Source organism: Pseudomonas sp. NBRC 111140 (assembly GCF_001320885.1).
Lineage (GTDB): Bacteria > Pseudomonadota > Gammaproteobacteria > Pseudomonadales > Pseudomonadaceae > Aquipseudomonas > Aquipseudomonas putida_P.
Genome location: NZ_BCBQ01000002.1, coordinates 1 through 23,489 on the forward strand (window position 1 = coordinate 1; position 23,489 = coordinate 23,489).

The 23,489-nt window shown below is 62.9% G+C and carries 17 protein-coding genes; 6 read left to right on the forward strand and 11 right to left on the reverse strand.

Annotated elements, in window-relative coordinates:
* Positions 1 to 157: 157 nt before the first annotated feature.
* The 6 genes from pedH (at position 158) to APH42_RS00755 (ending at position 7,088) form a co-directional block, all read left to right on the forward strand.
* Positions 158 to 1,945, forward strand: coding sequence for a PQQ-dependent alcohol dehydrogenase PedH (gene pedH / locus APH42_RS00735; RefSeq protein ID WP_012272746.1), 1,788 nt, complete (start codon positions 158 to 160; stop codon positions 1,943 to 1,945).
* Between the two features lie 126 nt (positions 1,946 to 2,071).
* On the forward strand, positions 2,072 to 3,592 hold the full coding sequence (locus APH42_RS00740; protein ID WP_012272745.1) for an aldehyde dehydrogenase family protein: 1,521 nt from the start codon (positions 2,072 to 2,074) through the stop codon (positions 3,590 to 3,592).
* 199 nt (positions 3,593 to 3,791) lie between these two features.
* The gene (gene pqqA, locus APH42_RS28935) at positions 3,792 to 3,863 is read left to right on the forward strand and encodes a pyrroloquinoline quinone precursor peptide PqqA (protein ID WP_071984777.1); all 72 of its coding nucleotides are present in this window, start codon (positions 3,792 to 3,794) and stop codon (positions 3,861 to 3,863) included.
* A gap of 51 nt (positions 3,864 to 3,914) precedes the next feature.
* Positions 3,915 to 4,187 carry a pyrroloquinoline quinone biosynthesis peptide chaperone PqqD gene (gene pqqD / locus APH42_RS00745; protein ID WP_012272744.1) on the forward strand — a complete coding sequence of 91 codons (273 nt, stop codon included), beginning with the start codon at positions 3,915 to 3,917 and terminating at the stop codon, positions 4,185 to 4,187.
* Between the two features lie 89 nt (positions 4,188 to 4,276).
* Complete coding sequence (gene ercA / locus APH42_RS00750) at positions 4,277 to 5,440, forward strand: alcohol dehydrogenase-like regulatory protein ErcA (protein ID WP_012272743.1); 1,164 nt, start codon at positions 4,277 to 4,279, stop codon at positions 5,438 to 5,440.
* Positions 5,424 to 7,088, forward strand: a complete 1,665-nt coding sequence (locus APH42_RS00755; RefSeq protein WP_012272742.1) for a NahK/ErcS family hybrid sensor histidine kinase/response regulator — start codon at positions 5,424 to 5,426, stop codon at positions 7,086 to 7,088. The genes ercA and APH42_RS00755 overlap by 17 nt, the downstream gene beginning before the upstream one ends.
* A 35-nt stretch (positions 7,089 to 7,123) precedes the next feature.
* Here APH42_RS00755 and APH42_RS00760 read toward each other — a convergent pair whose 3' ends face one another.
* The 11 genes from APH42_RS00760 to APH42_RS00810 form a co-directional block, all read right to left on the reverse strand.
* On the reverse strand, positions 7,124 to 7,423 hold the full coding sequence (locus APH42_RS00760; RefSeq protein WP_012272741.1) for a hypothetical protein: 300 nt from the start codon (positions 7,421 to 7,423) through the stop codon (positions 7,124 to 7,126).
* Positions 7,424 to 7,502: 79 nt separating this feature from the next.
* Complete coding sequence (locus tag APH42_RS00765; RefSeq protein ID WP_256217736.1) at positions 7,503 to 10,694, reverse strand: exodeoxyribonuclease V subunit beta; 3,192 nt, start codon at positions 10,692 to 10,694, stop codon at positions 7,503 to 7,505.
* Positions 10,691 to 13,306, reverse strand: a complete 2,616-nt coding sequence (locus tag APH42_RS00770; protein ID WP_256217737.1) for a PD-(D/E)XK nuclease family protein — start codon at positions 13,304 to 13,306, stop codon at positions 10,691 to 10,693. Before APH42_RS00770 ends, APH42_RS00765 begins: the two co-directional genes overlap by 4 nt.
* A 189-nt stretch (positions 13,307 to 13,495) precedes the next feature.
* Positions 13,496 to 14,146, reverse strand: a complete 651-nt coding sequence (locus tag APH42_RS00775) for a HEPN domain-containing protein (protein ID WP_012272738.1) — start codon at positions 14,144 to 14,146, stop codon at positions 13,496 to 13,498.
* A gap of 151 nt (positions 14,147 to 14,297) precedes the next feature.
* Complete coding sequence (locus APH42_RS00780; protein ID WP_082421361.1) at positions 14,298 to 15,329, reverse strand: WYL domain-containing protein; 1,032 nt, start codon at positions 15,327 to 15,329, stop codon at positions 14,298 to 14,300.
* A gap of 73 nt (positions 15,330 to 15,402) precedes the next feature.
* The gene (locus APH42_RS00785) at positions 15,403 to 17,499 is read right to left on the reverse strand and encodes an ATP-binding protein (RefSeq protein ID WP_012272736.1); all 2,097 of its coding nucleotides are present in this window, start codon (positions 17,497 to 17,499) and stop codon (positions 15,403 to 15,405) included.
* Positions 17,500 to 17,684: 185 nt separating this feature from the next.
* A complete protein-coding gene (gene dsdC, locus APH42_RS00790; RefSeq protein WP_060492470.1) occupies positions 17,685 to 18,632 on the reverse strand; it encodes a DNA-binding transcriptional regulator DsdC in 948 nt (315 codons plus the stop codon).
* A 35-nt stretch (positions 18,633 to 18,667) separates the two neighbouring features.
* Positions 18,668 to 20,005 carry a D-serine ammonia-lyase gene (locus APH42_RS00795; protein WP_012272734.1) on the reverse strand — a complete coding sequence of 446 codons (1,338 nt, stop codon included), beginning with the start codon at positions 20,003 to 20,005 and terminating at the stop codon, positions 18,668 to 18,670.
* Between the two features lie 34 nt (positions 20,006 to 20,039).
* Positions 20,040 to 21,383: a gluconate:H+ symporter gene (locus APH42_RS00800; protein ID WP_060492471.1), complete on the reverse strand. Its 1,344-nt coding sequence runs from the start codon at positions 21,381 to 21,383 to the stop codon at positions 20,040 to 20,042.
* Positions 21,384 to 21,522: 139 nt separating this feature from the next.
* Positions 21,523 to 22,659, reverse strand: a complete 1,137-nt coding sequence (locus tag APH42_RS00805) for an MFS transporter (protein WP_012272732.1) — start codon at positions 22,657 to 22,659, stop codon at positions 21,523 to 21,525.
* A gap of 130 nt (positions 22,660 to 22,789) precedes the next feature.
* Complete coding sequence (locus tag APH42_RS00810; protein ID WP_060492472.1) at positions 22,790 to 23,458, reverse strand: hypothetical protein; 669 nt, start codon at positions 23,456 to 23,458, stop codon at positions 22,790 to 22,792.
* Positions 23,459 to 23,489: the final 31 nt, after the last annotated feature.

Consider the following 23,489-nt stretch of genomic DNA (forward strand, 5'->3'; position numbering starts at 1 on the left):
CGCTCGATCTGTGCCCCCACGCAAATCCCAAGCCGATACCAAGGAACTAGAAATCTCCGCACTGCGGCCAATTGTTGGTAACCGGGTAGGCAACCAAGAATTCTCGGCACACCGGGAAATTTTCCCGGACACAACAATAAAGCCAAAGGTAGCCGTCATGACCCGATCCCCACGTCGCCCCTTGTTCGCCGTGAGCCTGGTGCTCAGCGCCATGCTGCTTGCCGGCGCGGCTCACGCCGCTGTCAGCAATGAAGAAATCCTCCAGGACCCGAAGAACCCGCAGCAGATCGTGACCAACGGCCTGGGCGTGCAGGGCCAGCGCTACAGCCCGCTGGACCTGCTCAATGCCAACAACGTCAAGGAACTGCGGCCGGTCTGGGCGTTCTCCTTCGGCGGTGAGAAGCAGCGCGGCCAGCAGGCCCAGCCGCTGATCAAGGACGGGGTGATGTACCTGACCGGCTCCTACTCGCGGGTGTTCGCCGTGGACGCCCGCACCGGCAAGAAGCTGTGGCAATACGATGCACGCCTGCCGGATGACATCCGCCCGTGCTGCGATGTGATCAACCGTGGCGTGGCGCTGTACGGCGACCTGGTGTTCTTCGGCACCCTCGACGCCAAGCTGGTGGCCTTGAACAAGGACACCGGCAAGGTGGTCTGGAGCAAGAAAGTGGCCGACCACAAGGAAGGCTACTCCATCAGCGCCGCGCCGATGATCGTCAACGGCAAGCTGATCACCGGCGTTGCCGGTGGTGAGTTCGGCGTGGTGGGCAAGATCCAGGCGTACAACCCGGAAAACGGCGAGCTGCTGTGGATGCGCCCCACCGTGGAAGGGCACATGGGTTATGTGTACAAGGATGGCAAGGCGATCGAAAACGGTATTTCTGGCGGTGAGGCGGGCAAGACCTGGCCTGGCGACCTGTGGAAGACCGGCGGTGCGGCGCCATGGCTGGGCGGGTACTACGACCCGGAAACCAACCTGATCCTGTTCGGCACTGGCAACCCTGCGCCGTGGAACTCGCACCTGCGCCCCGGCGACAACCTGTACTCTTCGTCGCGCCTGGCGCTGAACCCGGACGACGGCACCATCAAATGGCACTTCCAGAGCACGCCCCATGATGGCTGGGACTTCGACGGCGTCAATGAGCTGATTTCGTTCAACTACAAGGACGGCGGCAAGGAGGTCAAGGCTGCCGCCACGGCCGACCGCAACGGCTTCTTCTACGTGCTGGACCGCACCAACGGCAAGTTCATCCGCGGCTTCCCCTTCGTCGACAAGATCACCTGGGCCACCGGTTTGGACAAGGATGGCCGGCCTATCTACAACGACGCCAGCCGCCCAGGCGCGCCGGGTAGCGAGGCCAAGGGCAGCTCGGTGTTCGTCGCCCCGGCCTTCCTCGGTGCCAAGAACTGGATGCCGATGGCCTACAACAAGGACACCGGGCTGTTCTACGTGCCGTCCAACGAGTGGGGCATGGACATCTGGAACGAAGGCATCGCCTACAAGAAGGGCGCGGCGTTCCTCGGCGCCGGCTTCACCATCAAGCCGCTCAACGAAGACTACATCGGCGTGCTGCGCGCCATCGACCCCATCAGCGGCAAGGAAGTGTGGCGCCACAAGAACTACGCGCCGCTGTGGGGCGGGGTGCTGACCACCAAGGGCAACCTGGTGTTCACCGGCACGCCGGAAGGCTTCCTGCAGGCCTTCAATGCCAAGACTGGCGACAAGGTCTGGGAGTTCCAGACCGGCTCCGGCGTGCTCGGCTCGCCCGTGACCTGGGAAATGGACGGCGAACAATACGTTTCGGTGGTTTCCGGCTGGGGTGGTGCGGTGCCGCTGTGGGGCGGCGAAGTGGCCAAGCGGGTCAAGGACTTCAACCAGGGCGGCATGCTCTGGACCTTCAAACTGCCCAAACAGTTGCAGCAAACGGCAAGCGCTCAGCCATAACGCTGTAACCCTACTACCAAATGACGAGAGCCCCGCTGCCAACGATGCATTCGCCCGGCACGCGGGGCTTTTTACCATCGGTCCATCGCCTGTCGTGGGACAGGCATCGACCCGCAGAGGCTCAGCATGATCTACGCACAACCCGGAACTCCAGGTGCCGTCGTGTCCTTCAAACCACGCTACGGCAACTTCATCAATGGCGAGTTCGTGCCGCCGCTGGCTGGCCAATACTTCACCAACAGTTCGCCGGTCAATGGCCAGCCGATTGCCGAATTCCCGCGCTCCACTGCCCAGGACATCGACCGCGCCCTGGACGCCGCGCATGCCGCCGCTCAAGCCTGGGGCAAGACCTCGGTGCAAGACCGCGCCCTGATGCTGCTGAAAATCGCCGACCGCATCGAACAGAACCTGGAAGTGCTGGCCGTCACCGAAAGCTGGGACAACGGCAAGGCCGTGCGCGAAACCTTGAATGCCGACGTGCCGCTGGCGGCGGACCACTTCCGTTACTTCGCCGGTTGCATCCGTGCCCAGGAAGGTGGTGCCGCCGAGATCAACGAAGGCACCGTGGCCTATCACATCCATGAGCCGTTGGGCGTGGTCGGGCAGATCATCCCGTGGAACTTCCCGCTGCTGATGGCCGCCTGGAAGCTTGCCCCGGCGCTGGCCGCCGGCAACTGCGTGGTGCTCAAGCCGGCTGAGCAAACGCCCCTGTCGATCACCATTTTCGCCGAGCTGATCGCCGATTTGTTACCGGCCGGTGTGCTGAACATCGTCCAGGGCTTTGGCCGCGAGGCTGGCGAGGCCCTGGCTACCAGCAAGCGCATTGCCAAGATCGCCTTCACCGGCTCCACCCCGGTGGGTTCGCACATCATGAAGTGCGCGGCCGAGAACATCATCCCGTCCACCGTCGAGCTGGGCGGCAAGTCGCCGAACATCTTCTTCGAAGACATCATGCAGGCCGAGCCCGCGTTCATCGAAAAGGCCGCCGAAGGCCTGGTGCTGGCGTTCTTCAACCAGGGCGAGGTATGCACCTGCCCGTCGCGGGCGCTGATCCAGGAATCGATCTACGAGCCGTTCATGGCCGAGGTGATGAAGAAAATCGCCAAGATCACACGTGGCAACCCGCTGGATACCGAGACCATGGTCGGTGCCCAGGCTTCCGAGCAACAGTACGACAAGATCCTTTCGTACCTGCAGGTTGCCAAGGAGGAGGGCGCGCAGCTGCTGACTGGCGGCAGTGCCGAGCGGCTGCAGGGCGACCTGGCAAGCGGTTACTACATCCAGCCGACCCTGTTGAAGGGCAACAACACGATGCGCGTGTTCCAGGAAGAAATCTTCGGCCCGGTGGTGGGCGTGACCACCTTCAAGGACGAAGCTGAAGCGCTGGCGATCGCCAACGACACCGAATTCGGCCTGGGCGCCGGCCTGTGGACCCGCGACATCAACCGCGCCTACCGCATGGGCCGGGGGATCAAGGCCGGGCGGGTATGGACCAACTGCTATCACCTGTATCCGGCGCATGCAGCGTTTGGTGGCTACAAGAAGTCGGGTGTTGGCCGTGAGACCCACAAGATGATGCTCGACCATTATCAGCAGACCAAGAACCTGCTGGTGAGCTACGACATCAACCCGTTGGGCTTCTTCTAAACCACGCCGCTTGCTTGGCGGGCACGCCCGCTCCCACAGGGACCGCACAACTGCAGGCCTGTGGGAGCGGGCGTGCCCGCGAAGAGGCCCCCTACCAACGCACCCCGCAAGCTCGTTCCAAAGTAGCATTCGGCCCAGCCCGCCCCCGTGCATTAATGCTTCTACCGGAATTCTCCGGCACAAGAAGAGGACTTGCCCGATGTGGAATAAACCCGCCTATACCGACTTGCGCATTGGCTTCGAAGTGACGATGTATTTCGCCAATCGCTGATGCCTGCCCGGCCACCGCATCGGTGGCCGGGCCTTCAGTGCCGATGCCCCTGTGAAGCTGATCGATCGCGAGCACACACTGGCTTTGGGCAAAGGTTTCCGCCTGCACTGGGAGCCGCTGCAGGCTTGCCATGTGCTGCTGTACCCCGGAGGCATCATCGAGCTCAACGCCAGTGCCGGTTGGGTACTGGAGCTGCTGGACGGCCAGCGTAGCGTGGCTGCCATCATAGATCGCCTGGCAAGGCGCTTCCCCAGCGCAGCAGGGCTCGAAGAGGACGTGCTGGCGTTCCTGGAGGTGGCCCGCGCCAAGGCCTGGGTCGAATGAACCGTGGCCCCGCTTTGGTCTGGTTGCTTTCGCGGCCGGATGCTTTACGCTGGCGGTTACCTTCCAGAACAATAAGAACAGGCTTTCCGATGAGCCAGAGTTTCAGCCCGCTTCGCAAGTTCGTATCGCCTGAAATCATCTTTGGTGCCGGCTGCCGGCACAATGTCGCCAATTACGCCAAGACCTTCGGTGCACGCAAGGTCCTGGTGGTCAGCGACCCCGGCGTGATCGCCGCCGGCTGGGTGGCGGATGTGGAGGCCAGCCTGCAGGCCCAGGGCATCGACTACTGCCTGTACACCGACGTGTCTCCCAACCCTCGAGTCGAAGAGGTAATGCTCGGCGCCGAGATCTACCGGCAGAACCACTGTGACGTTATCGTCGCCGTTGGCGGCGGTAGCCCGATGGATTGCGGCAAAGCCATCGGCATCGTGGTCGCCCACGGGCGCAGCATCCTCGAGTTCGAAGGCGTGGACATGATCCGCGTGCCCAGCCCGCCACTGATCCTGATCCCGACCACCGCCGGCACCTCGGCGGACGTGTCGCAGTTCGTGATCATTTCCAACCAGCAGGAGCGCATGAAGTTCTCCATCGTCAGCAAGGCGGTGGTGCCGGACGTGTCGCTGATCGACCCGCAAACCACCCTGAGCATGGACCCGTTCCTGTCGGCCTGCACCGGCATCGATGCGCTGGTGCATGCCATCGAGGCCTTCGTCTCCACCGGCCATGGCCCGCTGACCGATCCCCATGCGCTGGAAGCCATGCGCCTGATCAATGGCAACCTGGTGGAGATGATTGCAAACCCCACCGATATTGCCCTGCGCGAGAAGATCATGCTCGGCAGCATGCAGGCGGGGCTGGCGTTCTCCAATGCGATTCTGGGCGCGGTGCATGCCATGTCGCACAGCCTGGGCGGGTTCCTCGACTTGCCCCATGGCTTGTGCAACGCGGTGCTGGTGGAGCACGTGGTGGCGTTCAACTACAGTTCGGCACCCGAGCGTTTCAAAGTGATTGCCGAGGTATTCGGCATCGACTGCCGTGGCCTCAACCATCGGCAAATCTGCGGCCGCCTGGTGGAGCACCTGATTGCCCTGAAGCACGCCATCGGCTTCCATGAAACCCTGGGGCTGCATGGGGTGCGTACTGCCGATATTCCGTTCCTGTCGCAACATGCGATGGATGACCCGTGCATCCTCACCAACCCCCGTGCGTCGAGCCAGCGTGATGTTGAGGTGGTCTATGGCGAGGCCCTCTGACGAGCAGCAACGGGCGCTGGCCGGGCTGCTGGGGCTGGGCGACCACTCGGCGCGCAAAAGCCACTACCCGGAACTTTCCGCCCGTCTGGACGAACTGGAGGCTGAACGCAACCGCTACAAGTGGCTGTTCGAAAACGCCGTGCACGGGATTTTCCAGGCCAGCCTGCAGGACGGCATGCGTGCCGCCAACCCGGCGCTGGCGCGCATGCTCGGTTACGACGACCCGCAAGCGGTGTTGTTTTCCCTGACTGACTTGGCCGCACACCTGTTTGACGGCGGCACCGAGGAGTTGCAGGCCATTACCGCTATCCTCGCCCGCGAGCACAGCCTGCATGGCTACGAAACCCGTTTGCGGCGCAAGGACGGCAGCCACCTCGATGTGCTGATGAACCTGCTGCTCAAGCCCGGCCAGGAGGGCATAGTAGAGGGGTTTGTCGCCGACATCACCGAACGCAAACTGGCCCAGCAGCGCCTGCAACAGCTCAATGACGAACTGGAGCAGCGGGTTGCTGCGCGTACCGATGAATTACTGGAGGCGCGTGATGCCGCAGAGGCGGCCAACCGCAGCAAGGACAAATACCTCGCCGCCGCCAGCCATGACCTGCTGCAACCGCTGAACGCTGCGCGCCTGCTGATCTCCACCTTGCGCGAGCGGCCGTTGCCAGAGGCCGAGCATGTGTTGGTGGAGCGCACCCACCAGGCCCTGGAAGGCGCCGAAGACCTGCTGACCGACCTGCTGGACATTTCTCGGCTCGACCAGGCGGCGGTCAAGCCGGACGTAGCCGTGTACCGCTTGGATGAGCTGTTCGCGCCGCTGGTCTCGGAGTTCAGCTCGGTCGCCGATGCTGCAGGCCTGAAGCTGCATGCGCGCATAGCCGACTATGCCATCTGCACTGACCTGCGGTTGCTGACACGTATCCTGCGCAACTTCCTCAGCAACGCGTGCCGGTACACCGACCAGGGGCGGATCCTGCTCGGCGCGAGGCGCCGCGGCGGCCATTTGCGGCTGGAGGTGTGGGATTCCGGGCGGGGCATTGCGCAGGATCGGCTGCAGGCCATTTTTCTCGAATTCAACCAGCTGGACGTTGGCCGCGCGGCGGATCGCAAGGGCGTGGGCCTGGGGTTGGCGATCGTAGAACGGATCGCCAAGATTCTCGGCTATCGGATCGAAGTGCGTTCGTGGCCTGGGCGTGGCTCGATGTTCAGCATCGAAGTGCCGCTTGGTAAAGCGGTGCCCCTGGCCGCTCACCAGGCCGTGCCGCTGCCAAGCGTCGGCAACCCGCTGCCGGGCCGCCGCCTGTTGGTGCTGGACAATGAGGTGAGCATCCTTGAAAGCATGGGCGCGCTGCTAGGGCAGTGGGGCTGTGAAGTGGTAACCGCAACCGACCAGGAAGGCGCCTTGCAGGCCTTGCAAGAGCGCGCTCCAGAGCTGATCCTGGCGGATTTCCACCTGGACCATGGTGTGGTGGGCTGCGAGGTGGTCAGGCACTTGCGTGAGCACTTTGCCGCGCCGATACCGGCGGTGATCATCACCGCCGACCGCAGCGATCAATGCCGGCGGGCCTTGCACAAGCTTGGCGCACCACTGCTGAACAAACCGGTAAAACCGGGGAAGTTGCGCGCGGTGTTGAGCCAGTTGCTGGGGTAATTCGCTAAAGCCCCGGTGTGAGGTTGCAGTTACGGCTATTGATCGTCTGCGAGAACCTTATAGGTACTGTGTGCCACGCGCAGGAATTTGGCGGCGGCGCCCTTGTTGACGTTGTAGCCGCCTGCGCCGCTGTGAGCGTCACGGGCATAGTTGGCGATGGTGGTGCCGATTGCTGTTTTCATGAAAAACTCGAAACCGATCCGATACTTTTCGACCAGCGCTGGCCCGTCCGGGCACATTACACGGCGGTGCTCGGACGTGAGCTCTTGAAGCTCGAAAGTATCTCCCAGAGCGCCATTACGGGTTTCCAGGACAATGGATTCGTACAACGTCATGTTCTTTCCTTGGTAAATGGGGCGGCCTGCTCAGTCAGGCCGCCTGAGTCTATCTGCAAACCTTGCAAGTGGCTGGCTTTCAGAACACGCGAACGGCACCGGCAGCTACGGGCAAGAACAGCCAGGCCTCTGTCACCGGCTTGCCTGATGCGGCCTCCACGGCCTTGGCGTAGGCCTGCAACTGCCCCGCGTGCGTTGCCGCCAGCCGCTGCCATTGCGCCTCGGATGCCGGGTTGGACTTGTGGTCGATCAACACCCAACCCTCTGGGGTGGCCAACAGCAGGTCAATGCGGCCATCCAGTACCTGGCCGGCATCCAGCAGCTGTTGTACCGGGTATTCAGCCACCGCGTCGGCGTGGGGCCAGCGACTTGCAATCCAGGCATGCAAGGCCGTCACCTGGGCCAGTACCTGGCGGGCATCGACGTGTTCGAGTACGTCCAGGCCCTGCAGCAATCGGTTAACCTCGTCCTGGCTTATCGGGCGCTCCGGGTCGCTGAACGACAGGCCAAGGCTGGCATGAATCGCAGTGCCTACTGCGCTCATGTCCGGGTTGCCTTGCAAGGTGATGCGGCTACCGATACGGCAGGTTTCCTGTGCACCAGCAAGCGCGCTGGCCTGGGTGGCCGAAGGCTGCACCCCAAGTGGCAATCGAGGTGTAACGCTGTCGGGGGACGCAAACCAGTGCAGCTGGTTGGTGGTGGCTGTTGCAATGACTGGCGCACTGCCGGCGCCAAGCGTGCGATGCTCGACGCGCACGGTTGTTCCACTTTTCAGCTGCAATTCATGTGTGCCTGCTTCGGTCGTCAGCCATGGAGCCTGGACGCAATCTAGCCACGGCCCAGTCAACCGCCTGCTGGAACGAGCAATCACCAGAAAATCACGGGCGCGGGTCATGCTCACGTACAGCAGGCGCTTGGCTTCCTCGACAGCCTCATCGCGGCACGCCTTGGCAGCGGGGGTTTTGCCGATGGTGTCCGCCAGCGGCACGTTTTTCTGCTTGCCCAGTGGCCACGGCCAGTAACGGATAAAGCGGTCGCGCAATGGATCATTCGGGTCCAGGGCACTGTCGGACTGCGCCGAAACCGACCACAGCCGCTCGCCAACGTCCCGCGCCAGGTCCATCAGGATGACCACGGGCCACTCCAGGCCCTTACTGGCGTGGTGAGTCATCACCCGGACCGCATCCAGGGCCGGGGTTGCCAGCGCATCATTGCCCGCGCCGGCGGTTTGCCCCAACCAGAGCACCAGCCCGGAAATCGATGCCGCCCCCAGCCCATTGCGACAGAGGTCTTGGTAGCGTTGCGCCAGTTCAAGCAACGCGTCCAGGTTGGCCAGGCGCTTCTGCGCCTGTGCCGGCGTGGTCGACCAGCCCGTTACGCAACGGGCCAAGTCGCATTCGGCGATCAAGCGCTGCAGCGCCTCGACCGGCGTCAGCAATGGCAGGTCGGCACGTAGCCGTGCCAGTTCGGCGACCAGCGGATGTGCTGCATGCGCATCGACTGCTCGTTCTCGCCATTGGCCTTGCGGGTGCCCGGCGTGCAGATAGTGCAAGCGCTCTGCAACCCAGCTATCTGGTTCCTCGGCGCTGGTCATGGAGACGATCTGGGCGGTGGCCAGGGTATCCGTCGGGTCATTCAACCGGCGCAAGCACGCCAGCGCCAGTGTCGCTTCTGGCGTTGCCAGCAGCCCGGGCTGGGCCGTGGAGCAGGGCAGGCCTGCGGCGGCCAGGGCCGCCGCTACCTTGGCCACATTGCTGTGGGAGTAGCAAAGCACGGTGATATCGCCAGCCTGCAGGTCACGGGCCTGCTGGGTGGTCTTGTCGAACACCTGGTAGCGGCTTTCGAGCAGTTGCCCTATCCCTTCGGCAAGTGCACAGGTCTGCTGCTCGGCATTGCTGCCATCGAGTATCCAGTTGGCAAAGGCGGGCCCGCCAAGCGGGTCCTGTCGAGTAGGCGTGAGCCGGACCTCGTCGGCGGACAGGCTGTTGCTGAACGCCTGGGTGAACACTTCGTTGGTCAACTCGACAAGCTCAGGGCGCGAGCGCCAGGATTTGGGCAATACCTCTTTGACCCCGCCCATGCCAGGCAAAGCGCCAAGGATGGCTTGCATCAAGGCGCAGTCGCTGCCACGAAAACCGTAGATCGCCTGTTTGATATCGCCTACCCAGTAAACCCGCTTGGCGATGCGGGCAAGCTTCAGGAAAATCGCCAACTGCATAGGGCTGGTGTCCTGGAACTCGTCAACCATGACCAGGTCCAGTTCTTGCGCCAGCACCTCGATGACCGCGGGGTTGTCCAGCAATCTGAGCAACGCATGTTCCTGGTCGGCGAAGTCCAGCACGCCCAGCTCGATCTTGTTACGGCTGTACAGTTGCAAGGCATCGATGGCGAGGTTGAATATCTGGTCCAGGTATTCCCTCAGATCGGCGTGCAGGCGCGGGTGCTCGGCATAGCGCTGTACCCTTTCGGTCACGCCGGCCACCAACGGCGTCAGCTTGGCTTCCGGTGCCGTTTTGGCCAGCTTTGCCCAGTCGCTCCAGCGGGCATTGCCTTGCTGCAGCTCACGCTGGAAGTCCTTGAGCAAGGTGATGTACGTTGCTGTCAGCTTGACTTTGCTGTTGGCGGCTTGCAGCAGTGCAAGCACATCGGGAAGGGTGCGCAGCAGCTCAGCGTCCAGATCGCTGCTGGTCACGCTGGGGAAGTGCGCAAGCAGGTCCTGGGCGTTACGCGCAGCGAAGTCGCGCGCGCGCTCAAGGTCAATGTCATTGCTGCGCAGCTGATCCAGCAGTCGGCGTAGTGCGTCTTGCCAGCTGTCACTCGGAAGGTCGCTCTGCTGCAGGGTAACCTCCAGCCCCAGGCGCCGACTGATGGCAAGGAACGCCTCCATGCGCGTACCGTCAAGGACGCTATCGACGGCCTGGTTGAGCAGCACCTTCGCCTGCTCTTCTTCCAGCACGCGCTGTTGCGGCGGCATGCCGGCTTCAAAGGCGAAGTGCTCGAGCAACTGGCCACACAGGCTGTTTACCGTACCGATGCGTGCCTGGCCCATAGCGCTGGCCAGGCCGACCTGCCCCTTGTCGAGCAGGTGGCTGCGCACGCGCTCGCGCAGCTCGGCAGCGGCTTTGCGGGTGAACGTGGTGGCGATGATGCCCTCTGGCTGCACCTGTTGGCTGGTCAGCTCCTGGTACAAAAGCTCCGTGAGCCGATAGGTCTTGCCGCTGCCAGCGCCAGCGCTGATGAACGTGATGCGCGGGTTGTCGGACATGCTCATTGCTCCCATCCAGCCAAGCTCAGGTAGTCGTTGTAGGCTTCTTTGAGGTATTCCATGGCCAGTGCATGCGCCGGTGGCTGGGAAGCCTCGTCCTCCTCGATGCCTACCAGTGCCAGCTCGAAGTGGCCATCTGCAAGCTGCCCTTGCCGCCATTTCCAGGCTTTGATGAAGGCTTGCCACAGCTCGCGGGTGTTGCCTGGGGGGTTGGCAGGCACCTGTTGCGCGTCGGCGAACACGCGGTCGTCCGGTGTCAGCAAGCGTGCAGGCTCCAGAATGAAATACGCCACGGATGGCACCGAGCCGGTCTGCTGCTGCAGCAGTTCGGCATAGATCGCCAGTTGCAGATGGCGGTTGGCCTGAAGTTGGTCGGGGTACTTCTTGCCACCGGCCCACTTCATGTCGACGACCGCACGCAGCTCGTTGGCGGTGGTCACTACCAAGTCTGCCGAGCCTGCCAGCGCACCGCCCACGAAGGTGCCGGCCAGTGGCTGCTCAGTGGTGACAGCCACGACATTGGCCCGTGCGAAGTGGCAGCGCAGCTGGATCATTGCGCGACGTACGCGGTGGCGCAGTGTTGCCAGATCGGCGCCACGGCCGCGCATCAGCAGGACCGCCCCTTCCTCGAGCACCACCTGCTCGAAGTGCGTGGCGAACCAGGTATCGAACGCGTCAGTGGACATCGTCAGCGCGTCCGGCACGTTGAAAAAGCGCTCGGCCAGGCGGTGTGCGAGCGCGCCATTCAATCGATAGCTGTCGCTCAAGCTGGGGCTGTTGCTGGCCTGGATCCTGGCACCGTACTGCAGCAGCCAGTGGTAAGGGTTGAACAGCAACAGGTTAAGGCTTGTATACGAAGCCTTCTCTGGCGCAGCCAGTGGGGTGCCGGCAGGCAGCTTCCACCAGCGTTTGCGTAGCGGCAGCACGTGCAGGGTTTGTGCCTGGCACAACGGCCCTGGCGCGAGCATGAGGTCCTCCAATGCGTGCACGTGCGGCTGGCTGACGACCGTTTCGATCAACTGCCAGAGCGGGTGGGGCTCTTCCTGGGGCGGCGCCAGCACCAGTGTCAACTGCTGCCGTGCTGCCAGGACGGGACGCAGCCAGTCCTGGGCTGCCTGAGCCAGTTGCGCGGTGCTGTCGGGCAAGGCGACACCCAGGTCTGCCCATTGGCGGCTTTCAGCTCTGGACCACGGGGAGCGTGCCGGCAACGCCGGCATGGCCAGGTTCCACCATGTCACGGTGTCGGCCGGTTCGATGGCTGCACCCGGGCGAGTGACGGTCAGGTAGGCGCCGGCCTGTGCCGCCAGCAGCGGGTTGTCCGAACCGTTTGCAGTCGCTTGCTCGATAACCTGCTGCAACTGCCGTGGGCGCAGGAACTCGACACCTTGCTGCTCGAGGGCGGCCAGTGCCTGCAGCGCTGCCTGACATTGGCCATGGCCGGCCTGCGCTGCCTGGCGCTGTGCTGGGTCCTGGTGCCCCAGGCGCAGCTGAAAGAACGCTTGCAAGCGCTGAACGCGCACCTGCACTTCGTTCAGCGGAGCACCCGTGTCAGGGGAAAACGTGGGTGCTTCGAGCCAATGTTCGATAGACGTGCGAACACTTGGCGCGTCAGGGCCGTAGTACGCGCTGATGCGTTCGAGCAGCCTGTCCCATTCGGCCCCGACAATACCGGGCATGCTGGATATCTTGGCTGCCAGCTGGCGGCGGGCAAACAGCCGAACGGGGTTGATCGGATGGGTCAGGAACTGCAGAAGCACCGGGTAATTCAGCGGTGCCCAGAGCAATTCCATCGTCAGCGGCAAGACTTGCAAGGCCGGCCGCAGAATGCTGCTGCCAGAAAGGCCATGCCGTGCCTGGTTCGCACCTGCCAGGTGGCTGTCCAGGCAGGCGCCGTCGGCAGTGGCCACCAGCAGCGTCTGCCGGCCTTGGGGCAATGTGCGGCTGAGCCAGGTAGCGGCCAGCGTTCGGGTCTGCGCCTGGACCACCCGGACGCTTCCGTCATCCTGCCAGGGCACGGGGGAGACGGGCGCGCCTGCAACACTGTCGCGCAACACCGCCTGCAACTGCCCGAGAAAACCTGGTGCAGCACCCGACGGGTTAGGCAGCTGCGCGTGAGGCAGCCGTTGCAGCACCCGTTGCCAGGCCAGGGGGTACACCTCCCATGCATCGCTGAGGTACACGTTGGTAATGCAGGCGCGGCGAACGGCCAACGCTTCGGCAACCTGTTGCAGTCGTTGCCCGATGGACGGTGGCACGACCTCGCAAGCATCGGCTTCAACTTCGGCAAGGTCGTTGATCCGTTGGCTGGCAACTGCTTTTGCGCGTCCGTCCCAGCCGTGGAGGTACAAGTCGTCGCGCCAGGCCAGCAGCGTGGCTGCCACGCCCAGTTCGTCGGCGCTGAAGCTGGCGTGATAGAAGCGTCGCCCGTTATCGCACTGGGCCAGGCAGGCGCGGTACGCGGCTGCGCGCTGCGCTGCACATGGCCGCACGGCGAGCAGGCCCAGCTGGCCTTCGAGGATGTCCAGCAAACCTTGTGGCCCGACTGTCAGGGCGCCTAGCCGATTGCCGGGCTGTGTAGCCCGCTGACCGTCGAGTTGCATTCCGAACGTGATGAGCATTTCAGGCACTTTGGCGCTCCTTGTATCCAGCGCACCACTTGGGCAGCAGTGACGTTGGCCTGTGGGCAGGTTTGTTCCATTGTGTGAGCGGGGGGCGACAGCTTGTGTCGCAGCCAGCTTGTGCGCTGGCTGGCGGGCAATTGGCGCGATGGTGGCGTTGGCTGGACGTCAGGGCTCCGGGTCAGGAGGTCAGTCGCTGACCACCGGGTAGCAGGCGTCGCCCCAGAGGGTGTCGGGGTTGTCGAGCATAAGCAGGATGATCAAAGGGACCAGCTTGCCCAGCAGTTTGGTGCAGTCGCGCAGCTGTGTGCGATTGACGCTGCCGTTCCAGGTCGCACCGCCGTGCATCAGTTGATTGCGCAAGGTGTAGATGCGGTTGAACAGTACCCCCAGAACCTTGGCCGTATCACGTTCCGCCAGTGCGTGGTGGGCGGCGCGTTTGCCGTTGCGCAGGCGTTCTTCCCACTCGGCTTCGCTGATTTTGCCGTTCTGGAACTCCCAGAAGCTCTGGAACACATAGGGGTTGTCCAGCAATGCACGGATGCTGCCAGAAAACTCCGACCACACCAGTTTCTCGATGACATGCTCACTGTCCAGCACGCAGAGCTTGTGCAGGAAGGCCTTGAATGCCTCTTGTTCGGACAACCGATACTGCTCGTCGATATCCGTGGCGTAGGCGGCGTTGAAGGCGATCCACAGGAAAACGAAACGACCATCGACGTCGTCGGCCTGCTCGGCGCGCTGTAGCCAGCTCAGGGCCCGGTGTATACGAATCGCCAGGTTGGGGTGATGGGCGTCGCGTTCAATGCGCTGACGAGTCTTGAGCGACTGGTAGTCCATTGCGTTTGCTTCCTTGGCTTGGGGCAATGCTGGCTGGGAGGCCGTATTCGCGGGGCAGGGCCCATCAGGTGAGTTATGGCTATAGGCTATCACTCATTGCAGTCATGACTCTACTCGGTTACCGGGCTGTACCGCTTCGGGCACCAGGTGCTCAGGCCAGGCACTGTTCAGGCGCGTACGCGGCGGCGGCGCGGCGCAGCGTATCGCCGATCTGTTGGCGCAATTGTGCTGGCGCATGCACCACCACCGCGTCACCGAGCGACAACAGCCACCAGTGCAGCTGCCAGGTATTATTGACCGTTGCCTGAAGGCGGAAGCCTTGCTCCCACGGTTCGAGCGTCATGTCCGTGCTCAGTGGGGTTTCGCGAATCAGGCGTGCCTGGCGTTCGCTCACCCAAGCTTCCAGGCAGATCTTTTCGGGTTTGCCAAATTGCAGGGCATCCGTGGCGAGGTAGCTGTGCAATTCGAACGACTCCAGCCCCTGGCACGGCGAGTCGAGTACGGTCACCTCTCGGAAGCGGTGCGCCGCGAATTGACGGACGTCGGTGTAGGGCGCTGCCGTGGCGATGAGGTAGGTGATCAAGCCGCGCTGCACAATCGCCAGCGGGTTGAGTGTCAAGTCGCTTTGCTTGTCATTGTGCGCCGAATAGTACTGGCAGCGGATCTGCTGTTCGCTGATCAAGGCGTGCTGCAGGGCTTCAAGCGTTTCTGCCTGAACCTGCGGTGCTTGCATGTTGAAGTCCGGCCGCACGCTGGCCACTTTGTCTGGCCAGCGGGCGGCTGGGTTGCCGTCGCCCAACCCCTTGAGCTTTTGCCGTGCGTGCTCGAAGCGTGGTTCCAGAACACTCAGCATGCTCCCTGGCAACAAGGGGCGAACGGCGTCCTCGACCAGCGCCAGGCTGACGGCTTCGGTCAACGTGATGCCTTGCAGCTCGACACTTACACCTGGCTTCCAGTACCAGCCCGACGGCGTTCCCCCTTCGTTGCGCTGCAACGGAAACACCAGGGAAAGGTCATGCAGATCGCGCTCGATGCTGCGTCTGCTGATGACGTAGCCCGCATCCGTCAGGCGGGCCAGCAGTTCAGTCACCGTGCTGCCGGGGGCGCGTTTTGGCAGCTGGCGCAGCAGCTCCCACTGGCGGCTCAGCGCGGTATGGGTCTTGGCTGAAGGCAAGAGAATCATCCTTGTGGTGGCAGGGCTGGCTTATGGCCAGCAATGGCGGCTAGTCTGCCTATCGGCGCCAAACCTGCAACCTTTAATTCGTCCACTGGGTGAAGCCGATGGGGCGTTGTTGCGCCGTAGTTTTCAGGCGGCATTCGGCAATCAACGCCGTGGCCAGTTCATTGGCGTTGGCAAAGGGTTTGAATCGGCCGCGTCGGGCAACCGCGGCGAAGTCACCCGGGGTCAGGCAGGTTTCGCCGCGCAGACGGGCGGCGGCGGCGTGCTGTGGGTCTTTGAGCCCCAGCGCCTTGAGGTGTGCGCTGAACAGCGCTTGAACCTGGGCGGTTTTCAGGTAGCCGAAATGCACTTTGAGGTCGAAGCGGCGCAAAGAGGCTTCATCCAGATCGCTCATCAGGTTGGTCGAGGCGATGAACAGCCCTCGGTAGCTTTCCATTTGCGTGAGCATTTCATTGACCGCAGTGACCTCCCAGCTCTGGCGAGCCTTGCGGCGGTCCTGCAGGAAGCTGTCGACTTCGTCGAGCAGCAGAACGGCCTGTTCTTGCTGGGCACGATCGAACGCTTGTGCCAGGTTCTGCTCGGTCGTACCCACGTAGGGCGAAACCAGGTCCGAGACTCGCTTAACCATCAGCGGTTTGCCCAGCTGTTGCGCCAACCAGTGGCCAAACGCGGTCTTGCCGGTGCCTGGCGGGCCGTAAAAACAAAGCCGGGCCTCGGCGTCAGCGCGTAGCCCGTCGACCAGCCCGTCGAGGGGCTGGTCGGTGTTGATCCAGGCGGGGGAATAGAAAGCGGGCAGAGAATGCTCATTGCTTTGCAGCTTGTCGAAACCTTGTGCCTTCAAGGTCGCGTTCACGACGCAACGAATGGTGTTGTCCAGCATCTTGCCGGCGCGCGGGGCCACGCTTCGCCCCACACGCACTGCCCGGTCCAGCACAGCAGGGGTGACCTGGTCATGGGCGCTGAGGTGTTCTACCAAGGTACTGCCCAGCTTGCCTGCGCCACATTCGCGCAGCATCTGCTGGCGCTGCGCCAAGGGCGGGTTCGGCACCTCGATCACCAGGTCGAAGCGACGAATATGCGCAGCGTCGATGTCTTCGATGCTGTTGCTCAGCCAAAAGCACGGCAGCGTGTTTTCTTCCAGCATGCGGTTGATCCAACCCTTTTGCGAGCGCTTGCCAGCGTCTGCACTGGCGGCCTGGAAGATGTCTTCGATTTCGTCCAGTACCAGCAGGGCGGATTGCGTTTGCAACACACTGTTGGCCGCGCGCAGCGAACACAGGCGCTGTTTTGCCGATACCGGGTCGCCGTGGCTGTCGGTGCAGGCTACTTCATAAAGCGCACGGCCCAAGGTATTGGCGAGTAGCCTGCTCAGCTGGGTTTTGCCAGTGCCAGGAGGGCCGTACAGCAGGATGTTCACACCTGGGCGCTGTTTGGCCAGGACGCTGCCCAGGTAGCGCTCGGCGATCAGCAACTGCTGGCTGACATGGCTGTAGTGTTCCGCCGTCAAGCTGCCAGGAGGGCTCAAGCGAAAAGCGTAGGCGAACAGCTCCAGGGGGGTACCCTTGTTGAAGCGCAACCGGCCAGGCAGCTCCTGGTTGCTCACCGACAACATCGAGCTCAGCGCCATGGCGGCGCGGTTGCTGGTGCTGATTTCCAGCAGGCCGGTGCGCAGCAACGGGCTGTTGTGTGCCAGGCAGGCTTCTACGGTCGCAAGTGGCAAGCCGAGGAGTACAGACAGCACTTTCACTGCTTGTTTGAACCCCAGCATGCCCAACTGGTCGGTGGCATCGCTCAGCGTTGGGTCGCAGTGCAACAACACGCAGAAGCCGAGTACCTGCAGGTCCGCTTCGGAAAAACTCAGCAATTGCCCCAAAGCCTCGAGATTGGCCGCCAGGTTATCCGGGTAATCTACTTGCGGATGCTCGGCGGTGAAGGCGCGCGCGCTCTTGCGCAACGCGGCCAAGGCAAGGGCAGGTTTGTAGTGGTCGTCATCCACCCACTTTGCGATGCCCAGCTCATAACCCAGGTCATCGTCATTCAGCCCGTGGCGGCCGATGAACGTACGATGCGCCCCAAGGTCCAGGAGCAGCTGGAAACTCCACTTCAGGGACAGTGTGCAGGTATCGACAGTGCGACGGCTGTCGAAGGCGAAGGGGTGCAGTCGAGAACCCATGATGAACATCCTGATGCTGTGGGGTGCTCATGGTCTGGGGGGCGATGGTCAGAATGTGTCGTCATCGGCGCTGCGCACCCCAGCGCAGCCGACCGCAAACAAATGAAAAGAAGCAATCGAACACGGGCGCGAAGCTTGGATACATCGATAAAGATAAAGGGTTGAAGCTTGCGCCGTCGTGCAAGTCATGGGTTCGGGCCAGGTGACTGGGCGCATTCCACGAGCCAGTCGATCAACACCTGCAGGCGTTTGGGCATCGGGTCATGATGCGGGTAGACCAGGTAATAGCCATAGTTGGGGGTGTCGACGAAACCGCCGAACGGCAGGACCAGTTCACCTTGCGCAATGCGCGTTCTGACCAGTTGTTCCCGGCCGATCGCGACGCCTGTGTGGTTCAGTGCCGCGAGCGTGCAAAGGTCGGAGCGATCGAAGGTGAGGAACCGGCGCGGGAGGCTGATACGCGCACCTGTGGTGCTGGCCCAGAGCTGCCATTCGGCATCGAATGCAGCGTTGTCCCAGGCCGCTACATCATGCAATGTGGTGCATTGATCCAGCCGGTTCAGGTCATTGGCCAATGCATGGGTCTGAGCGTAATGAGGGGAGCACACCGGGGCGATTCGCTCGTTCATCAAATGGATGCTCTGCAAACCCGGATGGTGACCATCCGAATAACAGAGGACCAGGTCGATCTTGCGGGTGCGGTAATCGATGCTCTCGTTGCCCACCCTGATATCGAGCTGGATGTCGGGGTAACGGGTGGTGAACTGCGCCAGCCGTGGCACCAGCCAGCACTGTGCGACTGACGGGCGTACATACAGCGTCAGCTGGCCGGCGATTTCGGCGTGCGCGCGTGCCTGCACGGCCTCGCTGAGCTCATCCATGGTGCGCTGCATGACCGCGAACAGGCGCTCGCCGTCTTCGCTGAGGCTGACTTTGCGCGGCATGCGGTGGAACAGCTTGAGCGCCAGTTCATCTTCCAGTCGATTGATGCGATGGCTCACGGCACTGGCCGTCAGGCACAGCTCATCCGCCGCGCGAGAGAAGCTCAAGTGCCGTGCGGCCACCAGAAAGACATGCAGGCTGCCCAGGTGCGAGCCACTGAGTTTCACGGCGCCGCCGCTGGGCTTTTTCATGGTTCAATCCTTCCTGTGCAGTTCACTGATTGCGGTTACACGCTGCGCCCTTTCGCCAGGTAGGCGTTGAACTCATCTTCCGGCACCATGCTGCCACCGGTTCCCCAGACGAGGTGGGTTGCCTGCTGCAGCTGGGTTGGGGTGAAGCCTTGACGAGCCAGGTACTCGTCTGCCTGCAATACCCGTAGCATACCGGGTACGCCGGCCAAGGCAGAAGGTTCCAGTTTGACCTTGTCCTGCTCATGGGCGATGACCATCAAGCGGTACAGTGCTTCGTCGGTCACGGTGTAGTAACCATCGATCAGCCGCTGCATGGCTTTGCCGACGAACCCGGATGGCCGCCCGACCGCCAGACCGTCGGCGGCGGTGATGTTGTCGATGCCGAAGTCCTGCACGCTGGTTTCATCGTGCAGGCCGGTGTACACGCCCAGCAACATGCAAGGGGAGTGGGTGGGTTCGGCAAAGATACAGTGCACCGCATCGCCGAATACCAGCTTCAACCCGAACGCTACGCCGCCAGGGCCGCCCCCTACGCCGCAAGGCAGGTAGACGAACAGCGGGTGATCTGCGTCCACCTGGATGCCAGCCTGGTCGAACTGGAGGGCCAGCCGTTCAGCGGCGACGGCATAGCCCAGGAACAGCTGAGGCGAGTTCTCGTCGTCAACGAAGTAGCAGCTGGGGTCGGCTGCCGCCTGTTGGCGCCCTTGCTCGACCGCAACGCTGTAGTCGGAGGCGTGCTCGACCACGGTCACGCCGTTGGCACGCAGCTTGTCCTTTTTCCACTGCCTGGCGTCGGACGACATGTGCACGCTCACCTGGAAGCCCAGCTTCGCGCTCATGATGCCAATCGACAAACCCAGGTTACCGGTCGAGCCCACGGCGATCTTGTACTGGCCGAAGAAGGCGCGCGCCTGCTCGCTTGCCAGCCGGGTGTAGTCATCCGTTGGCGTGATCAGGCCGGCCGCCAGGGCCAGGTCTTCGGCATGCTTGAGTACTTCATGAATACCACCCCGGGCCTTGATCGAGCCGGAAACAGGCAAGTCGCTGTCTGCCTTGAGCCACAGGCTGCCGGCGTTGCGCAATGCGCCTTCCTCGATCAGCCGTTGGCGAAGCAGCGGCAATGGGGCGATGTGCGACTCGATGATGCCACCGGCTGGCGCTGTTTCGGGGAAGACTGTTGCCAGGTACGGCGCAAACCGCTGCAGCCGTGCGCTCGCCGCCTGCACGTCTGCAGCCGTGAGGCCCACGTCGCGTAGGGCTTCGGATGCCTGGGCGATACCCGGGTTGAACCAGCTTGTTTCTTTCAGGGCGACCAGGTCGGCGATGATCGGGTGGCTTTGTTGCCAGGCTTCCAGGGTTTTTCCGTGAATCATGATTTCACCTGTTGTGCAGTCTTTGCAGAGTAGATCAGACAATTTTTGAAAGGAGCAGGGTCAGGCACAAGGCGATCACCGAGGCCAGCACTGTCGCCGCAGTGAATTTTTTCAACGCATCGCTGAGTGACAGCCCCAGATACTCCTTCACCACCCAGAACGCCGAATCGGTAATGTGTGTCCAGCCGATGGCGCCTGCACCGATGGCGATCACCAGGATTTCCCGGTTGTATTCGGGGTGTTGGCCCAGGATCGGCATGACCATGCCGGCCGCGCTGATCATTGCCACCGTGGCCGAACCGACCGCGAAGTGCATGATCCCAGCGATCAGCCAGGCGAGGATGACCGGGTTGAGCTGGGTCTGGTTGAGCACGTCAGCCAGCGCCTTGCCGATGCCGCTACCGACCAGCATGTCGTTGAAGGCGCCGCCGGCACCGATAATCAGCAAAATACCGGCCAGGGGCGGGAAGCAGCGCTGGGTCAGGTTGAGCAACTGCGCCATGTCCAGGCCGCGGCGCAGGCCCAGTGCCCAGTAGCCGAACATAACCGACAGCGCCAGGGCGATCAGTGGGTTGCCAACGAAGGCCACCCACTCGTACAGCGTGGAGCCCTTTGCCAGCACCATGACGGCCAAGGTTTTGCCGACCATCAGCAGCAACGGCAGCAGGACGGTGGCGAGGGTAATGCCGAAAGCAGGCAGCGGCTGGTCATCGACCTGGGCTTCGGTACGTGCCGAAAGGAAGGTATCTTGCGCTTGTGTTGCGCCGCGCTTGCAGGCGAAGCGTACCCAGACCGGGCCGGCGATGATGGCAGTGGGCAAGCCAACGATCAGGCCATAGAGGATGACCGTGCCGATATCGGCATTGAGCATGCCGGTAATCGCCGTAGCAGCTGGGTGTGGCGGCAGAATGCAGTGCACCACCATCAGCGAGGTGGCCAGCGGGACGCCGAGGTACAGCATGCTGATGCGGGTTTGCCGGGCAACCACGTAGATCAGCGGAATGAGCAGCACGAAGCCGACCTCGAAAAACACCGGGATGCCAGCGATGAAGCCCACCAGCATCATGGCCCATGAAGCATTGCGTTCACCCAACAGGTTCAGCAGCGTGGTGGCGATGCGCCTGGCCCCACCCGACTCTTCCAGCAGTTTGCCGAGGATACTGCCCAGGCCGATGATGCCGGCAAGAAAGCCCAGCGTGCTGCCCATGCCTTTTTCGAACGCGGCAACCATGGCCGTCGGCGGCATGCCGGTACCAATGCCCACCACCAGGCTTGCGGCCAGCAGTGCCAGGAAGGGGTGGACCTTGAGCTTGCTGATCATGACCACGATCAGCAGTATTGCAGTGCCCAGAACGATTAATGAGAACGTTGGAGTCATCGTGTAGTTATCTCTATCGCTGATCGCTTCCGTGCGAGCTTCTTGTTGGTTTGCAACCATTAGATTTCAGCGATTTGATCGACTCAAACGATCACTCCTCACACCATAGGTGAGCCCATGTCATGCATGGCGTCAGCACTCATTGTCGCGCCGACCAGGCGCAATTCAAGGCTGCCATCGCGATCGCCAGTGCCGCCCCGGCGTAGGCCCAGATCGCTGGCACCTGCGGCAGCAGCACACCCGCCAGCATCGGCCCGAGCCCCGCGCCAATGTCACGCCACACGGCGTTGCCGGCCAGCGCCTGGATGCGTTGTTGCGGGTTGCGCAGGGCCACCAGCGTCATCACCAGCGGCAGTTGCAGGGCGCGTAGCACCAGCACGAAGAAGGCGCCGATGAACAACCAGTGGCTGGCAAACAGCAGCAGCGCCAGCGACGTGGCCAGTGACAGCGCTACCAGCATGCGCAGCGGCCCGAAGCGGTCGGCCAGGCGCCCGCCGAAGGGGCTGAAGAGCATTTCGCTCAGGTAGCGCACCGCCATCAGCACGCCCGCTGCCAGCACGCCGGACTCCCCCAGGTGGGTTTGTGCGTAGAGCGAGAGGCCGAAGATGAACAAGCCGTCCAGGGTCACCCCTTCGATGAAGGACCAGGTAGCGATGCTGTCGGGCAGGCGCAGGCGCCGGCCCCCGCGGCTGGCGACCGCGTGGCCGGTGCCGGGCAGGGCGCGCGCACGCCACAGCCCGAACAGAGCACCGATGCAGAGCACGAAGAACACACTGCGCGGGCCGTAGGCCTGTGCCATCAGCGCACCCAGCGGCAAGGCCAGCATTGGCCCGATGGAAAGGGTCGCTCGCGAGCGTCCCGCACGGCGTGCCGCCCCTTGTACCTCAGCGGTAGCGAGGGTTTGGGTACTCAGGTTGAACGTGGCAAAGCACAGGCCCCAGACCAGGCGCAGCAACAGTAGCGCGGCGAAACCGGTCAGCATCGCATTGCCCAGTGCGCACACGGCGGCGGCGAAGGCCGCAAGGCTGCAGGCCGCGCGGTCGCCATGGCGGGCATAGAAGCGCACGACCCAGCCGTAACCGATGATGCGCACCAGGCGGTTGGCCGCCAGCAGCACGCCAGCTTCGGCCAAGGTCACGCCGAAGTCGGCTGCGTACATCGGCAGCAGCAGGTAGAGCAGTACGTCACTGGGCAGGCACAGGCTGAGCACCTGGGCCGCGTTGCGCGAGTCTCGGTCGGCGCGTTGGGTTTGCACCGGAGTGGCGACGGACGACATGACAATCTCGTGACAAGGGGAGGGTGCAGGATAACCTGCGTCGCTTCCCCAATGAAACCTGGCCACGGCGCCTCATTCAGCCATAAGGCGGCGCCGGCAGTTCAGCCAGGAGTGTCTTCAACCCGTCGCTTCATTGCTTGCGAATTTGCTGGTAATAGGCATCGTCGCTGTTGATGCGCCTGCGTGTCATGCTCTCCAGGCTGTTTTTGCGGTACACCAGCAAGTCCAGCGGCATGCCCACCGACAGGTTGCTGCGGATGGTGGAGTCGAACGAAATCAGGCCACAGCGCAACGCTTCATCGAGCGGCGTGCGGTAATCCAGGTTGCGGTCGAGTATGGGCCGGCCGTACTTGCTTTCACCCAGTTGCAGGAACGGAGTATCCGGCGTGGCCTGAAAGAAATTGCCCTGCGCGTAGACATTGAAAATGGCCATGGGCCCGGCGGCTATCTGGCCGCCGACAATGAATGAACTGCTCAGGTCGATGCCCGCGGTGAGTTTGCTGCGGTCACGGCTGACCACTTCGCGCAGGGTGTCGGCAACCAGCACCGTGGCATCGAAAAGCGTGGCAACGTTCAGCAGGTGCTGGCCGCTGCCCAGGGTACGCTGGCGCAGCAGGTTGACCACGGACTGCGAGGTCGCCAGGTTGCCGGCGGTCTGCAGCACGATCAGCCGCTCGCCTGGCACGCTGAAGACGAACAACTTGGCAAAGGTGGAGATCTGGTCGATGCCGGCATTGGTGCGTGAGTCGCTGATGAAGACGAGCCCGTCCTCCAGGTGCATGGCGACGCAGTAAGTCATGCGGTTTCCCTTGTGTTGCGTATGGAGTGGC

Bases quoted from the DNA above. Each gene is read 5' to 3' on its own strand.
- pedH (WP_012272746.1), top strand. From the start codon at position 158: ATGACCCGATCCCCACGTCGCCCCTTGTTCGCCGTGAGCCTGGTGCTC.
- APH42_RS00740 (WP_012272745.1), top strand. From the start codon at position 2,072: ATGATCTACGCACAACCCGGAACTCCAGGTGCCGTCGTGTCCTTCAAA.
- ercA (WP_012272743.1), top strand. From the start codon at position 4,277: ATGAGCCAGAGTTTCAGCCCGCTTCGCAAGTTCGTATCGCCTGAAATC.
- APH42_RS00755 (WP_012272742.1), top strand. From the start codon at position 5,424: ATGGCGAGGCCCTCTGACGAGCAGCAACGGGCGCTGGCCGGGCTGCTG.
- APH42_RS00760 (WP_012272741.1), bottom strand. From the start codon at position 7,423: ATGACGTTGTACGAATCCATTGTCCTGGAAACCCGTAATGGCGCTCTG.
- APH42_RS00765 (WP_256217736.1), bottom strand. From the start codon at position 10,694: ATGAGCATGTCCGACAACCCGCGCATCACGTTCATCAGCGCTGGCGCT.
- APH42_RS00770 (WP_256217737.1), bottom strand. From the start codon at position 13,306: ATGCTCATCACGTTCGGAATGCAACTCGACGGTCAGCGGGCTACACAG.
- APH42_RS00775 (WP_012272738.1), bottom strand. From the start codon at position 14,146: ATGGACTACCAGTCGCTCAAGACTCGTCAGCGCATTGAACGCGACGCC.
- APH42_RS00780 (WP_082421361.1), bottom strand. From the start codon at position 15,329: ATGATTCTCTTGCCTTCAGCCAAGACCCATACCGCGCTGAGCCGCCAG.
- APH42_RS00785 (WP_012272736.1), bottom strand. From the start codon at position 17,499: ATGGGTTCTCGACTGCACCCCTTCGCCTTCGACAGCCGTCGCACTGTC.
- dsdC (WP_060492470.1), bottom strand. From the start codon at position 18,632: ATGAAAAAGCCCAGCGGCGGCGCCGTGAAACTCAGTGGCTCGCACCTG.
- APH42_RS00795 (WP_012272734.1), bottom strand. From the start codon at position 20,005: ATGATTCACGGAAAAACCCTGGAAGCCTGGCAACAAAGCCACCCGATC.
- APH42_RS00800 (WP_060492471.1), bottom strand. From the start codon at position 21,383: ATGACTCCAACGTTCTCATTAATCGTTCTGGGCACTGCAATACTGCTG.
- APH42_RS00805 (WP_012272732.1), bottom strand. From the start codon at position 22,659: ATGTCGTCCGTCGCCACTCCGGTGCAAACCCAACGCGCCGACCGAGAC.
- APH42_RS00810 (WP_060492472.1), bottom strand. From the start codon at position 23,458: ATGACTTACTGCGTCGCCATGCACCTGGAGGACGGGCTCGTCTTCATC.